At 53.6% G+C, this 15,469-nt stretch carries 12 protein-coding genes; 7 read left to right on the top strand and 5 right to left on the bottom strand.

Annotated features, from left to right (window positions below; translation table 11 throughout):
• Positions 1-2: 2 nt before the first annotated feature.
• The 5 genes from Q4E93_RS10380 to Q4E93_RS10360 are packed head-to-tail and all read left to right on the top strand — an operon-like array spanning position 3 to position 5,986.
• The gene (locus Q4E93_RS10380; RefSeq protein ID WP_303584913.1) at positions 3-554 is read left to right on the top strand and encodes a carboxymuconolactone decarboxylase family protein; all 552 of its coding nucleotides are present in this window, start codon (positions 3-5) and stop codon (positions 552-554) included.
• Between the two features lie 5 nt (positions 555-559).
• Positions 560-1,111, top strand: a complete 552-nt coding sequence (locus tag Q4E93_RS10375) for a carboxymuconolactone decarboxylase family protein (protein WP_303584911.1) — start codon at positions 560-562, stop codon at positions 1,109-1,111.
• Positions 1,112-1,135: 24 nt separating this feature from the next.
• The gene (locus tag Q4E93_RS10370; RefSeq protein WP_303584909.1) at positions 1,136-1,699 is read left to right on the top strand and encodes a carboxymuconolactone decarboxylase family protein; all 564 of its coding nucleotides are present in this window, start codon (positions 1,136-1,138) and stop codon (positions 1,697-1,699) included.
• A gap of 28 nt (positions 1,700-1,727) precedes the next feature.
• Positions 1,728-4,673: a SusC/RagA family TonB-linked outer membrane protein gene (locus Q4E93_RS10365; protein WP_303584908.1), complete on the top strand. Its 2,946-nt coding sequence runs from the start codon at positions 1,728-1,730 to the stop codon at positions 4,671-4,673.
• 20 nt (positions 4,674-4,693) lie between these two features.
• Positions 4,694-5,986 (top strand): RagB/SusD family nutrient uptake outer membrane protein, encoded by a 1,293-nt coding sequence (locus tag Q4E93_RS10360; RefSeq protein ID WP_303584905.1) that lies wholly within the window; start codon positions 4,694-4,696, stop codon positions 5,984-5,986.
• A gap of 8 nt (positions 5,987-5,994) precedes the next feature.
• Here Q4E93_RS10360 and Q4E93_RS10355 read toward each other — a convergent pair whose 3' ends face one another.
• The 5 genes from Q4E93_RS10355 to Q4E93_RS10335 are packed head-to-tail and all read right to left on the bottom strand — an operon-like array spanning position 5,995 to position 13,082.
• Positions 5,995-7,689, bottom strand: coding sequence for a sodium:solute symporter family protein (locus tag Q4E93_RS10355; RefSeq protein WP_303584902.1), 1,695 nt, complete (start codon positions 7,687-7,689; stop codon positions 5,995-5,997).
• Positions 7,686-7,814 (bottom strand): hypothetical protein, encoded by a 129-nt coding sequence (locus Q4E93_RS10350; protein ID WP_303584900.1) that lies wholly within the window; start codon positions 7,812-7,814, stop codon positions 7,686-7,688. Before Q4E93_RS10350 ends, Q4E93_RS10355 begins: the two co-directional genes overlap by 4 nt.
• A 10-nt stretch (positions 7,815-7,824) precedes the next feature.
• Positions 7,825-7,977, bottom strand: coding sequence for a hypothetical protein (locus Q4E93_RS10345; RefSeq protein WP_303584898.1), 153 nt, complete (start codon positions 7,975-7,977; stop codon positions 7,825-7,827).
• A 21-nt stretch (positions 7,978-7,998) separates the two neighbouring features.
• Positions 7,999-10,485 (bottom strand): PIG-L family deacetylase, encoded by a 2,487-nt coding sequence (locus Q4E93_RS10340; RefSeq protein ID WP_303584896.1) that lies wholly within the window; start codon positions 10,483-10,485, stop codon positions 7,999-8,001.
• Between the two features lie 56 nt (positions 10,486-10,541).
• On the bottom strand, positions 10,542-13,082 hold the full coding sequence (locus Q4E93_RS10335; protein WP_303584894.1) for a M14 family metallopeptidase: 2,541 nt from the start codon (positions 13,080-13,082) through the stop codon (positions 10,542-10,544).
• Between the two features lie 98 nt (positions 13,083-13,180).
• Here Q4E93_RS10335 and ggt point away from each other — a divergent pair, with 98 nt between their 5' ends.
• Complete coding sequence (ggt, locus tag Q4E93_RS10330) at positions 13,181-14,869, top strand: gamma-glutamyltransferase (protein WP_303584892.1); 1,689 nt, start codon at positions 13,181-13,183, stop codon at positions 14,867-14,869.
• Positions 14,870-14,897: 28 nt separating this feature from the next.
• On the top strand, positions 14,898-15,449 hold the full coding sequence (locus Q4E93_RS10325; RefSeq protein WP_303584890.1) for a DUF1572 family protein: 552 nt from the start codon (positions 14,898-14,900) through the stop codon (positions 15,447-15,449).
• Positions 15,450-15,469 lie beyond the last annotated feature (20 nt).

The following is a 15,469-nucleotide window of genomic DNA, read 5'->3' as shown; positions in this document are numbered from 1 at the left end:
TCATGGCATATATCAATGTAGAACAAGGCGTTCCAGGCATAAGAAGCCTGGTGCTTTTCAGACCTGATACGGGAAAACCGCTATATGAGCTTGCGCAGATACTACTACGCGGTCCATCAACACTGTCCCCTGCAGAAAGGGAACTGATCGCTGCTTATGTATCTTCGCGCAACCAGTGTTTCTTCTGTACTAACAGTCATGCAGCTGCGGCAAGATGCCTGTATGGCGATGAAGGGTCAGTCGTGGATGAGGCGTTGCTCGATCCGGAAAACGCCGGGCTGACGGGAAAGATGAAAGCCTTGTTGAATATCGCAGGCAAGGTACAGATACTGGGCAAAGAGGTGACAGAGCTGGACATCCTGCTTGCGCGCGAGCAGGGCGCTGACGACAGGGAGATACATGACACAGTGCTGATCGCAGCTGCCTTTTCCATGTTCAACCGATATGTCGACGGCCTGGCGAGCTGGACGCCTACCGACCCGGCCGCCTACGCCGAAATGGGCCGCCGCATGGCCGATAAAGGATATGTTTTACCCCAACCTGTAAACCAATAAATATCATGGCTTATATCGATCTTGGAAATGAGCTGCCAGGCATAAGAGGGCCCATGGCTTTCAGCCCGCGCACGTCAAAGCCGCTGAACGAGCTGGCGGAAGTCCTGCTGCGGGACGATGACAATACGCTGTCCCGTGGCGACCGGGAACTCATCGGCGCCTATACGTCCTATCTCAATGATTGTTTTTTTTGTCAGAACGTGCATGGCAGTCTGGCCCAACACTATCTGCAATGTGATATGTCTGCTCTGGACGCCATCAAGAGTGATCCCGAGGCGGCGGCTATCCCGGAAAAGATGAAAGCACTATTAAGCATTGCTGCCAGTGTACAAAAAGGGGGAAAGACGATGAAGCCTGAACAGATCGAAAGGGCAAGAAACCTGGGCGCTACCGACCGGGAGATCCACGACACGGTGCTGATAGCTGCAGCCTTCTGTATGTATAACCGGTATGTGGACGGTCTCGGCACCACAGCGCCGCAGGACCGGCAATTCTATATCAACCGGGCCCCGCAGCGCGCAGCCGAAGGATATCTCGATTTCGATCTCTACAAATGATCTATTAATAATAAACGCTTTATTATGCCTCATATTGACTTGAACAATGATCTTCCCGGTATCAGGGGATTGTTGGCATTTCGCCCGGAGGTGGCAGGACCGATGGGTGAGCTGGCGAATATCCTGCTCAGGGACACGGACGGTTTGAGTCCGGTTGACAGGGAGTTCATCGCCACCCACGTCTCCTGGCTCAACGATTGTTTTTATTGTCATCATTCACATGGTGCCATCGCCTGTCATTATCTGGGCGGAGAAATGGACCTGGTGGATCAGGTGAGAAATGACTATCTGCATGCGCCCATCTCGGAGAAATTAAAAGCCTTACTGACCATTGCCGGAAAAGTACAGCAAGCCGGAAAGGCGGTGCTTCCGGAGGACGTCGAAAATGCCCGTCGGCATGGCGCAACGGATAGAGATATTCATGACACCGTACTGATCGCTGCCGCTTTCTGTATGTTCAATCGCTATGTCGATGGTCTGGCAGCAACGACACCGACCGACCTGAGCACCTACGGCCCCAGGGCCCGCCAGGTCGCGGAAAAGGGATACGGGAATCATATTATTTCAGAAAAACAACCGGCAGCCTGAGGCTGTCAACCAAAAAAACTAACGCGACATGAGACACCAACTACGTCTGTGGACGGTATTGATCTGTTGTATCATCCTGCCCGGACTTGCTTTTTCCCAAAACACGATCATCTCAGGTACGGTCACAGACAGGTCCGGGCACCCTGTAGCAGGCGCCAGCATCGTTATCAGGCCATCTACCCGCGGCACCTTCAGCGACATTGAAGGCAAATTCAGGATCGCCGCGGCGCCCGGAGCCACCATAGCCATCGGCTCAGTGGGGTTTGTCACGCAAACCATCCTTGTTGGTAATACGACGGAATTCAATATCCGGCTGGAGGAGGATATTTCCCGCCTTGACGAGGTAGTGGTAACCGGACTGGCTACCTCCATCAAACGAAGGAACCTGTCCAATGCCGTAGCCACCTTATCCGCGAAAGAGCTCGCAGGCATAGCGCCTGCACAGACCTTCGATGCCGCCCTGGAAGGGAAGATCCCCGGCGCCTACACTAATGCCAACAGCGGAGCACCAGGCGGCGGGATATCCGTCAAATTGCGTGGTGTAACATCTGTTTATGGCAATACGCAACCTTTGTATGTGCTGGATGGCGTCTTTGTTGACAATACTGCCACTTCCGCCGGCATCAATGTCATAACTGGCGCCTTACCAGGGGGCGCACCTACTTCCAACCAGGACAATCCTTCCAGCCGGATAGCCGATCTCCGCCCCGAGGACATCGAAAGCATCGAGATCCTGAAAGGCGCCAGTGCGGCGGCTGTCTATGGTTCCAGAGCCGCAGCAGGGGTCATTATCATCACGACCAAAAAAGGAAAAGAAGGCAACACGAAGACTTCCGTGTCCCAGGACCTTGGTTTCGTGAAAGTCCGTAAGCTATTGGGCGTACGCACCTTCAATGCCGACCGCGCCGCCAGCTTATCCCGCGACAGCGCCACCAGCGCAGGTCTCCGGCAGGCATTCACCACCGCGCAGTCTGCAGGCAAGATCTACGATTATGAAAAGGAGATCTATGGCAATACGGGGTTTGCCAGGAACACCGTGCTAAGCGTCAGCGGTGGTACAGCCAGAACAGGCGTTTATTTTTCGGCCGCGCAGAAAGATGAAGGCGGCATCGTAAAGAACACCGGCTACCGCAACAGCAGTCTGCGACTGAATGTTGACCATCATCTTACAGACAATATCAGAATAGGCATCAGCACCAATTATATCAACTCTTCCGCTGACAGGGGAATATCGGGCAACGACAACCATGGGGTCTCGCTCGGTATCGCACTGTCGTCCACGCCCAGCTTTGCCGAGCTGCATCCCAATTCCCTCGGCGTCTATCCCAACAATCCTTTTGCCGCTTCCAATCCCTTGCAGACCGTGGCGCTCATGCAGAACAACGAGTCGGTGAACCGATTCATCACAGGCATCAGCCTGGATGCCCAATTGCAGAAAAGCACCAGGAGCTTCACAAGATTGGTCGCCCGGGGTGGTTTTGATTTTTATCACCTCGGGACCAGCGTGCTCTTCCCTGCCACTCTGCAATTCCAGGCAGTGAATAAAGGTACTTCCGTCCAGGGAGCCACCCGGAACCTCAGCACCAATTATATCCTTTCGCTGGTGAACACGCTGACGCCTTCGGACAAACTATCGCTTACTACTTCCGCAGGCCTCACCCAGGAGACAGGCGATTACAATAATTTACTGAACATAGCCACACAGCTGATCCCCGGTCAGTCCAATGTCGACCAGGCAAGCGCACTGAACGCTGCTCAGCTGAGGACGAAATACCAGAACGAAGGCATTTTTATACAAGAAGAAGCCAGCATCAATGACGCCATTACGGTCACGGGGGGCCTCCGTTTGGACAGGTCTTCCAACAATGGGGATGTGGCAAAATACTACATCTATCCGAAAGGGGGCCTGTCCCTGAACCTCACGAAAATGGGCCTGGTGAAAGAAGGATTTATCAATAATATCAAGCTGCGCGCGGCCTACGGGCAAGCCAACAATGTCCCTGCTTATGGAAGTAAGTTTACCAGCTTGTCCATTTCAAATATCACCGGCAATTCCGGAGTGATCGTCACTCCGCAGGAAGGGACAGGGGACATCAGGCCCGAGCGGCAGGCCGAGTTCGAGACCGGCGTTGACCTCAGCGTGCTGAAAGGCAGGCTGAGTTTCGTATTGACCTGGTATAATAAGACCATCGACGATTTCCTGATGCAAAGCGCCCTGCCCTCCTCTTCAGGGTTTACCAGCAAATGGGTGAATGCCGGCAATCTCCGCAACAGAGGTGTGGAACTGGGGCTCAATGCCAGACCCGTGCAGACAAGAAATATCACCTGGAATACATCAGTGAATTTCTGGCTCAACAGGTCTCTTGTAACCAAACTGACGATACCCTCCGTACCACAAGGCTCTTTCGGGTACGTATTAGGATCCTACCAGATACAGGAAGGCAAGTCGGCAACCCAGATCCTGGGGCTCAATGGCACGGGCGTCGGCAAGCTGGGCGATGCGGAACCAACTTTCCAGATGAACACCTATAACGAGATCACCTTCTTTGATCACCTGAGCCTAAGGTTCCTCCTGCATTGGAAACAAGGCGGACAGAATGTCAACCTCACCAGCCTGCAGAATGATTTCGGCGGCACCAGCGCAGACTATGACCAGGTGACCAATAAACTCAACGTGCCCGATGGCGTTTATCGCATTATGCAGGTGGGCTCCGATGCACATATGTTTGTGCAAAACTCAGGCTACCTGCGCCTGCGGGAGGTCGGTCTGTATTATTCCTTCACCCGTTTGCCTGTGAGCTATGTAAAGGGCCTCAGGGTCGGCGTATCGCTGAACAATTTCCTCACCATCACAAAGTACAAGGCCTATGACCCGGAAGTATCCAACTTCGGTACGGGCTTTTCAAGCGGTGTGGATGTCGACCCCTACCCTGCCTCCAAACGCGGCACCTTTCATATAGCAATCGATTTTTAAACCACTCTTATCAAATTGATATGAACAAGAATATATTCCTCTATACCTGCGGACTGCTGTGTATCCTGGCCTCCTGCAAAAAAGACTATGGCGATCTCAACCATGCCACCGTCGATGCCTTTACCAAGAATGCCACGACTGAGCAGCTGAATGCGCTGGTAAGCGGCACTGAATCGGGTATGCGCAACAACCTGTCCCTCTATCTGGATGATGTGGGTACCATTGGAAGGGAGATGTATCATTTCATCAATGCCGAACCCCGGTATGTCACGGACCTGCTGGGCGCTAACGATGCCACCCTCACAGGCAGCAACTTTTATATTACGAACACCTGGGCATCCCGCTACCAGGTGGTAAAGAACTGCAATATTCTTATCGATGCGGCGCGTCACAGTAACTATATCTCACAGGAGCAGAAGAATGGGTATACAGGCTTTGCGAAGACCATCAAAGCCTATCAGCTGCTGATGAACCTGAACCTCACGGATAGCAATGGGATCAGGGTGGACGTGGCAGACCCGGATCATTTAGGTCCTTTCGTAAATTATTCCGACGGACTGGCAGCTGTTGCCGCTTTGCTGGATTCGGCAGTGACCGACCTGGGAAATGCATCGGTGGTTTTTCCGCTGCCAGGCTTTGAAAACTTTACGGATGCAGCCGGCCTGACAAAATTCAACCGGGCACTGGCAGCCAGGGTCGCCGTCTACCGGGAGAAATGGGTGGATGCCCTCACGGACCTGAACGGATCTTTTTTCGACCTGAACGGGGCCCCTTCGCTGGGCGTGTATCACGTTTTCGGGTCAGGTTCCGGCGACCAGCTGAATGATTTTTTCATTCCCCAAAACCAGACAGGCGATGTCAGGATCGCCCATCCATCCTTTGCGGCCGACATTACCCCTGGCGATGACCGGATCGGAAAAGCCACACCGCGAACGGCAGTAGCCTCCCTCAACGGGCTTTCGGGCGACCGGGATGTCTGGGTGTATACTTCCAGCACGGCGCCCATCCCCATCATAAAGAATGAGGAGCTGATCCTCCTCTACGCGGAATGCAAGATCCAGCTATCGGGTATGCCGGATGCCATTGTAGCGCTAAACCGCATCCGGACAGCTCATAACCTGTCTCCCTATGCGGGTGCTATCACCCCACAGGCCCTGCTGACAGAAATGCTGAACCAGCGAAGATTTTCCCTGTACTGTGAGGGGCATCGATGGATCGATCTTCGCAGGTATGGGCGGCTGAATGAATTGCCCATCGACAGACCCGGTGACGATGTATGGACGAAGTTTCCGGTGCCGGTTTCGGAGCAGTGATACGGGTATTAAGGTCGTACGGTGTTAACTTTAGATGAATAGAAAAGCCTTTGGATCAATTCGGCCAGCAGTACCACGCCCACCGCCCCTACCAGGTTGAACCAGAGGAAGCTCAATGGTACGATGCCTTTACGGCTGAGAATATTTAAAATGATGACGCCGGCCTCAACGATAAGGGCGCTGATGAATACTGCCGTGCCCCCTACCTTTTTACGGTAGAAGGCCACCAGGAAAACGCCCAGGATAACACCATAGAACAGCGAACCCAATACATTCACCGCCTCAATGAGGCTATTGCCCAGGTTGTAGGCCAGTTGCGCCGCCACCACGCAAAAGACACCCCAGAAGAAAGTATAGAGGCGGGAAAGACGGAACTCTTTTTCATCCGTAAGCGGCCTGGAAAACCGCTTGTGAAAATCCACGATCGTACAGGACGCGAGGGAGTTCAGGGTCGCTGCGATGGACCCCCAGGCTGCGAGAAAAATAACGGCGATCAGCAGACCGATCAAACCCTTGGGCAGATAATCCAGCACAAACCGGAGGAAAATATAGTTGGTGTCGTTGTCGTCGCCCCCTACTTCCTTATCCCTGAGCCAGCGTTTGATCGTGGCCTTATAGCCAGCTTTGGTCGTTGCCATTTGCTGCAATTGGTGCTCCGTAGAAGGGGTGATAACATTGATACGCCGGGCCTCTATCTCATTATATGATCTTTCCAGCATGACCAGGGAGTCCTTGTATTTTGACTTGCTTAACACCTCTACCTGCGACTGGTTGAAGAACACCGGTTCCTTATTGAACTGATAGAAGGCGAAGACCAGCACTCCCAGCAGAAGGATGAGGAACTGCATAGGCACTTTCACCAATCCATTCATCAGCAGCCCCAGGCGGCTCTCCGTTATGGACCTTGCCGTAAGATACCTGCCCACCTGTGACTGATCCGTGCCGAAGTAGGACAGCGCGAGAAAGAATCCGCCGATGACCCCGCTAAAGAGATTGTAGCGGTCATTCCAATCGAACCCCTTTGCACTTACACCGTTGGTAATGATATTCACCTTGCCTGCCTTACCGCCGATGTGCAGCGCCTCCGAAAGCCCCACTCCTTCAGGCAGCCGATGTATGACCATATAACCTGCGATGAACATCCCTCCGAAAATAATGATCAGCTGCAGCTGCTGTGTGTAGGCCACGGCCTTGGCGCCCCCGGTCACCGTATAGATGATGACCAGTCCTCCCATAAAAATATTGGTCCAGAGAATGTCCCAGCCTAAAATGGAAGAAAGTATGAGGGCGGGGGCGGAAATGCTGATGCCGGTGGAAAGCCCGCGCTGCAACAGGAATAAGAAAGAAGTCAGCGTCCTTGTCTTAAGGTCAAACCGTTGTTCAAGGAATTCATAAGCGGTGTAAACCTTCAGCCGGTGGAAAGCAGGTACGAAAGTTATACAGAGGACCACCATAGCAAGGGGAAGGCCGAAATAATACTGGACAAAGCGCATGCCATCCGTATAGGCCTGGCCCGGAGCCGAGAGAAAAGTGACGGCGCTGGCCTGGGTACCCATGATGCCGAGCAATACCATGTACCAGGGGACTGCCCTGTTTGCCAGGAAATAACCATCCAGGTCCCTGCTGGTTTGCCCCTTGTACAGGCCGTAGGCGATCATGCCCAGCAATGTCAGGATCAGGACTATCCAGTCTGCGAGACTCATGCGAAATGTTTGGTAAGAAAATAAAAAAACAGGATCATCAGCAGGAGGAAGCCGATGACCAGGGCATACCAGGTACTCCATTTCCTAAATAAGGGTGCTTGTTCTTCCTGGTCTTGCGTGTCCATGGTGCAAACGTTATTTTTTATTTCTGTTGGCGATGAGGGAAGCTACGATCAAACCGATGAGCAAACCCACGATCAGGCCGATGGTCGCATGTTTGATGAAACGCCCCACTATCAATCCTACGACGATCGCTATCACGATCATAATATCCCGTCTACGGTTCATAGTGTATAAGATATGCGCGCGTCAGAACGCTTTCTTTTGGTTAAGGGCAATGATATTGGCCAGCAGGCGGTAGGCCCCCGGCACACCAGCCGGCAGCTCGCGGAAAAAGACCAGTCCTGTGTAGACGAACTTGCCTTTGCCGTAATCTCCTATCACCAGGCTGCCTTTCTGGTCGCTCTCTCCGGGGTCATGCATGGAGAGGATCGCCGTATATTTCGGATCCAGCTGGTCGATGAAATAAATCCCGCGCTCCTGGATCCATCCCTCAAAATCCTTATCGGTGATCTTGTTAGGATAGTTAAGCACGGTATGGGCGGGCTGCAGAAAGCCCACTTTAGCCGTTTCGTCCGTCACTCTGTTGTTGGTGATGGCAAAGGGATAAGGACCTATCTTCAGAGAGCTGTTGCCAATGCCATTCCTGTTGTATTGTACGATGAGATTGCCACCCTCATTTATATAGCTCATCAGCTGGTCGTATTTGCCCGCCAGCCAGGGATGCACGTCATAGGCACGTACGCCGGCCATGATGGCGTCAAACTGCCGGAGATTGCCGGCCGTGATGTCTTTCTCCCGAAGCATGATGACCTCATAACCCATTTGCTGCAGGGCCTGCGGCACCTTATCCCCTGCGCCTTCGATATACCCGATGCGTTTGCCCAGCGTCTTTACATCGGCCGACACGAATTTTTCACGGGACGGGCTGAAATAATCTATCCGCGGGATATGATCGTACATAATTGTCCGCAGCTGCCGGGCCGTATCCTGTCCGCCATCGCGGCGGAACAGCAGATCGGACCAGGTGATACCAGGCTCCTTATAGGATGACCGGGCCGACCAGATCATGTTCGGGCTGCCGGCGGCGGAATGCTCACGGATGGATATATCTGCGGGGTGTGTCAGCGACAATTGAGGAGAGCCCGTGTGAGCGCCCTGGACCTTTGTCAGGGCCTCGAATTCTTTTTCTTCGCCATTTGCAAAGACCAGCAGGTCCGGATCGAAACGCGCGGTCACAGGAGGCAGCACCGTCAAGGGCTGATAGAGTTCCCCCTTCACTGGATCGGTGTATTTGTACAGCATCGGGCGGGTAAATGTAAGGTCAACGCCATCCATCTGTACCTGGAACTGTACCTCGAAGGCAGGCTTGCTTTGGGCATCGCCGATCAGCAGCTGGTTGCTGACATTATAGGATCCGGGAGACATTTCTTCGGCCAGCCAGTACGGTTGTGTCACAGGATTCTTCTCCGGCACATAAATATTCTTCTGAAGAATGTAGTTGCGGTTGGCTATCAGCTCCTGTTTCCAGGGAAGACTATAGGAGCCGATGTTTATCTCTGACAATGATGCACGGGCATTAAGCCTGTTGTTGACGACAAAGGACACCTGAAGAGAGTCTCCCTGCACCGTATATCCGTTGCGGACGGATGCTTCCAGCCATAGGCCGCTGCAGGCCTCTATCAGCCGCAATACCTCCCTGCTTTTCTGCGCCTTCCAGTAGTCGTCCTTCAAACGGGAGAGGGCCTGGTAGACCTTCACCAGGCCGGGAACGGACGCTGCCGGATCCGAAAGGGCATAGTTCTTAATCACCCCGTCGATCAGTTGCCGGATCTCGCCGCCTCCCTGCACCCGGTCCCAGGACAGAGGTATGCCATCCAGGGGGTCATTGTGCGCGTCTTCGCCTGCCACCAGTGTAAAGAACTCCATGGACTGACCCCGGGCAGGTGTAAGGGCAGCACCCTGGCTCTTATGCTGCGTGCGGCTCTCGGCGGCGATCTCTCCATAGCTTTTCCCCAGCACCGGGTTGTACAGCCCTACGTCGATCTTCATCTGATCGTTACTGGTAGTATTGGTCGAACCGAAATTAAAGGTGTTCCAGAGAATGCGCCGGGCCTGCCAGGGCTTTACGCCATACTTGAATTGTTCGGGGAAGCGATTGGGATCGGCGGCGGCGGTAAAAGCCTCATGCGCCAGCACAGCCGATGCAGAGTGATGACCATGCCCCGCGCGACCGTCTTCCGGGAAACGGGTGATGAGGACATCCGGCTGAAACTTCCGGATCACCCAGACCACGTCGCTCAAAACTTTTTCCTTGTTCCACGTGCGTAGCGCTTCCTCTGTCGTCTTGGTAAAGCCGAAATCAAAAGCCCTGGTAAAGAATTGTTCGGCGCCATCTATCCTGCGGGCGGCCAGCATCTCCTGCGTCCGTATCAGTCCCAGCTCTACGCCTTGCTCATCCCCGATGAGGTTTTGACCTCCATCGCCCCGCGTCATGGACAGGTACCCGGTGCGGACCAAACGCTCTTTGGCCAAATAGGCGATCAGACGGGAATTCTCGTCGTCCGGGTGTGCCGCGATGTATAATACGGAGCCCAGGACATTGAGCTTTTTCAGGCGCAGGAAGATCTCCGCCGAGCCCAGGGTTTCAGGGGCCTGGGCGTGGAGAGCGGCTGCTGTCGGCAGTAATGTCAGCAGTAATATGTATATCCTTCCGAAGGGCTTTACCTTTCTCATGGGGTGCAATTTAAGGTGCAATTAATTATTGGCCCGCTGAAATCCACCAACGGTAGCTATTCTCCCACCAGGAACACCGCATTACAAAATAATAATTTACCATTCTCCCAGAAGCTTCTGAACAGGGGGTCATCGGCCATATAGACGATCTCACCCCTTCCCATCTCCTGCACGCCGAATATGACCCCATCCTTCAGCTTTTCTTTTGCTTTATTGCCCGTGAACCCGCTGACATAGTTATCTTTTTTAATAACTCCTACATTCCAGCCGCCTTCCTTCATGAATTCGTATACATTATCATCCTGTTTAAGCGTGTAATAATGATCGGGATAACCAAAGGCAAGCGGATGGGAATTATCCAGCTCGACCCTGTAGATGGAGCCCGGAACACTCTTCACAACCTCATCCCGCTGTCTGTTGCCATAGCGGTGGAGGGAGGAATAATCGCCCTCTTTCTTCCCTTTATCGTCCTCTTTCTTATCGCCCTGGTCTTTCCCGGAAAAGCCCCATTCCAGCTTGGACAGCTGCTCCGCCGCATTCTCCATGGCAATAAGCTTTCCGCCTTCCCGCACCCAGCTGCGCAGCGGCTCTGCAACGGTCTTATCGGCGAGGCTGCGGTAATTCCCATTGGGCAGGATCAATACATCATATTTCTTCAGGTCCAGACGCCCGATGTCCTCGGCATCCAACTGGGAAATGGGGTAATCCAGCTCCCGCTCGAACAGATGCCATACCTCTCCGGCATTCAGCGAGCTCACCTGCTCGCCCGTCAGGAGGCCAACTTTCGGAGCATGGATAAAATGCACTTTGTCACTGCCAAAGTCGGCGCCCTTGTCCACAAAACCTGAAAGGATGGGATATAGCGTGACGCCGGTGGATTCAGCGGCCGAAGTAACGAAAGTCCAGAGATTGGCTCCCAGGGAACCATTGCCCGTAGCCAGAATGAGGAGCGTGCCTTTCTCAAATTCCTGTCCCCCGGATTGGAAAGCCTGTTCCGTAAAACGAACCTTTATCCCTTTCTCCAGCAGACGCGAGAGGAACCTGACATTGTTCAATCCTGTCCAGCGGACGGCATATGCATACCCGGCCGCAGCCCCGCCAGATGAGGTTGGCGCAGATACTGCCGGTCGCGCCCCTGCCTGGGCAAAGGCATTCAACCCATAGGTCTGCAATCCATATACGTAAGGGATGGACCAGGCTGTAATATCATAGGTCACCGAATCGCTGATGCGTGATGTCCGCTCGAACAATACTCTTAGAAGGTTGGACCTGGGCTGGTTGGCATTGATGACAATGTCGCCTGCGCTGGCTTTGACGGCGGCCATCTTACCCGTCTCATAATCAATGCCGGTGAAGCTCGCCGCAGGGGCCGGAGACCATTCGATATTGTTCTTTTCCAGCAGGACCTTCAGCCGTTCGAGGCGGTCGCCGTACGGATCGTTACGGATCAGCCATGCCTTAAACTCGCCAGCCGGCCTTTCTCTTGCTTCAGTGAAATATTTATGAAACTCCTTTATCAGCCGGGAAGCATTTTGCGCGGCCACCTCTATCGTCGAAATGCCCGTGGTATAATGGTGTTCCAGGCGGTCGGCCAGGGTAAGGGTATCGTCATCATTTTTTATGACGGCCAATCCTCCCCTGGGTGAACCTCCCTGCTCGAAGGTCATGCCGATGGCCCCGTTATAGGTGGGATAAGTATCTCCGTAGCTGGGATAGAAAAGGTCGAATTCCTCTTTGGTGAAATAAAGCCATCCGTTCCGGTCGAAATACCTGGCGTTGTTCTTCCCGATCTGTACCTGGAAGTCCCGTTGCCAGGGGGTGATTACATCGTGGTAAGGCTCTGCGGCCGGGGCGAAATAATAAGGGTTATTATAGCTCTGTTCATGAAAGTCTACATGTACCTGCGGAAGCCAGACATTGTATTTTTTCATGCGCTGCTGCGTCTCTATCTGTGTCTGCCAGGCCCAATCCCTGTTGAGGTCGAAATTGTAATGGTTGGTCCTTCCCCCCGGCCAGGGCTCCCGGTGTTCCCGGGATTGCGGATCGGGGTTGGCATTTTTTCCCACCGCCATGGTAAACCAGTTGACATAACGGTCCCGGCCATCTGGATTGATGCAGGGGTCGATGACGACCACGGTGTGCTGCAACCACTCTTTTGACCTTGTGCTGGCGGGGTCAACCAGGGTATATAAGGTCTTCATGGCCGCCTCGGAAGAAGAAGGCTCGTTGCCATGGACATTGTAGCTCAGCCAGACGATGGCAGGGTACGACTCGTCGGGCGTGGTGCCGTCTTTCAGCACACCGGCGAGACGGAGGTTATTCTTGCGTATATCCTCCAGCCGCTGCAGGTTCTCCGGCGATGCGATGAATGCCAGCAGCAATGGGCGGCCTTCATAGGTCTTCCCGTATTCTTCCAGCTTCACCTGGGCAGGCAGGGACCTTGCCACCTCCCTGAAATAGTTGACGATCTTATAATGAGGGGTGTAATGGTCCCCTAACCGGTACCCCAGGAATGTTTCCGGAGAAGGGGCGGTTTGGGAAAAAGCAATGAATGAAAATAACAATGATCCGGACAGGAGTGAAATGAGCTTCTGCATAGTTTGTTTTCTCTGGTTGGTTGATAGCGCTTTTGCGAAAATAATGGAGCATGAATGTAAGTAAAAATGGTAACTTTCCACCAAATCCATCTTTCATTATGCGCCTTCTGTTCGCCGGCATTCTGGTATCATTCACCTGCTCTCTTTATGCGCAGACAAGCAGTCCTTATCACTACGCGATCCAAAAAAAGAAGGTGGTCGCCAACGGGGCTGTCGTCTCGGCACACCCGCTGGCCAGCAGGGCCGGCCTGACCATCTTACAAAAGGGAGGCAATGCCGTGGACGCAGCCATTGCCACGCAGCTGGCCCTGGCGGTCGTCTATCCTGCTGCTGGCAACATCGGCGGCGGAGGCTTCATGGTGGCCCACCTGGCCGACGGCAGGAATATCGCCCTGGATTTCCGGGAAAAAGCGCCCGCAGCGGCAACCCGGGACATGTACCTGGACGCGTCCGGCAATGCCCGCACGGACCTTAGCCAAAATGGCCACCTGGCCGCCGGCGTACCCGGGACGATCGCCGGTATTTTTGCCGAGTTGAAATATGCCCGGCTGCCGATGTCTACGCTGATCGCACCGGCTATCGATCTTGCTGAAAACGGTTTTGCGATCACCGCGGCAGAAGCCCATAGCCTGAATGCGGCGCAATCCTCCTTTAAAAAGTACAATACGGTTGGGCCCGTATTTATCAAAGAAGAGAGCTGGAAAGCAGGAGATACATTGATTCAAAAAGACCTCGCCAAGACCCTGCGCCTCATCCGGGATAAGGGCGCTGCAGGCTTTTACGAAGGGGAGACTGCCAGGCTGATCCTGGAAGAAATGCAGCGGGGCAAAGGCATTATTACCGCGGCTGATCTGGCCGGATACCAGGCGAAGGAACGGGAAGCAACTGTTTTCCCTTACAAGCAATACAGCATCGTCACGATGCCGCTGCCCAGCAGCGGCGGCGTCATCCTGCAGCAAATGATGAAGATGGCAGAAGAGCTGCCCCTGAAGTCCTATGGCTTCGAATCCCCCAAGGCTGTGCACCTGATGGCGGAGGCGGAAAGGCTGGCCTACGCCGATAGGGCAAAATACCTGGGCGACCGGGATTATTATGCGGTGCCGGTGAAAACGCTTACCAGCAAAGCTTACCTCCATGAACGCATGTCCCTTATACAGCCGGACAAAGCTGGTGCGAGCAAAGATATACAGGCAGGCGTCCTTTCTCCGGCCAGCGAAGAGACCACTCATCTGAATGTATGTGACCGTCAGGGCAATGCCGTGTCGATCACCACTACGCTCAACGGCGGATATGGCAATAAGGTAGTGGTAGGCGGGGCGGGATTTTTCCTCAACAATGAGATGGATGATTTCAGCATCAAGCCGGGAGTTCCCAACATGTACGGAGCTGTCGGTGCGGAAGCCAATGCCATTGCGCCCGGCAAGCGCATGCTGAGCTCGATGACCCCTACCCTCGTGTTGGATAAAGGTAAGGTATTCATCATTGCGGGCACGCCGGGTGGTACGACCATCACCACTTCGGTATTCCAGACATTGATAGATATACTCGAATTCAACATGACGACGGAGGATGCAGTGAACAAGCCCAAGTTCCATCATCAGTGGCTGCCTGATGAGATCTTTGTGGAGACCGGCTTCCCCATCGAGGTTCGGGAAGCCTTACAGAAAATGGGCTACACTATCACACAGCGGGGAAGCATAGGACGTACGGAAGTGATAAAGATTTCGGGAGGGAAGATAGAGGCCGTTGGCGATAGCCGGGGGGACGACGCAGCAGAAGGATATTAACGGGATTAACCTTTAAAATACAGATCCGATGAACGCATCATCATTAGGCAATGTTTATCTCGCATCGGTCATCAAAAGGATGACTACATACAAGCTGCTGGGAGAAGGCACCTTTATGCAGCTGGAGGAAAAGGACTTTTATTACACACCCAATGATTGGTCCAACAGTATCGCCGTCATCATTCAGCATCTCAGCGGCAACATGATCAGTCGCTGGACCAATTTCCTGACAGAGGATGGAGAAAAGCCGGGTAGGAATAGAGAGACGGAGTTCAGCCTGCAGGGACACTCACACAATCGCGAGCAGACGATCGGGCTGTGGGAAAAAGGGTGGAGCTGCCTGCTGGGAACCTTAAACAGCCTGACAGCCGAAGACCTCCTGCGCACCATTCATATCCGCCACGAGCCTCTTTTAGCCATCGATGCCATCAATCGGCAGTTGGCTCATTACCCCCATCACGTGGGACAGATCGTCTATATTGGTAAAATGATCCGTGGTAAGGACTGGCAATCCCTGTCCATACCCAAAGGCGGGTCGGACCAGTTCAACCGGCAAATGCAGGATCAGCACGGTCACTGACGGCTTCTTTTGAAGGCAAT

It is taken from the genome of Flavitalea plasmicola, from assembly GCF_030546645.1.
Taxonomy (GTDB): domain Bacteria; phylum Bacteroidota; class Bacteroidia; order Chitinophagales; family Chitinophagaceae; genus Puia.
The sequence above is the reverse complement of the archived record's forward strand: the minus strand, read 5'-3'. Positions and strand labels throughout refer to the sequence as shown.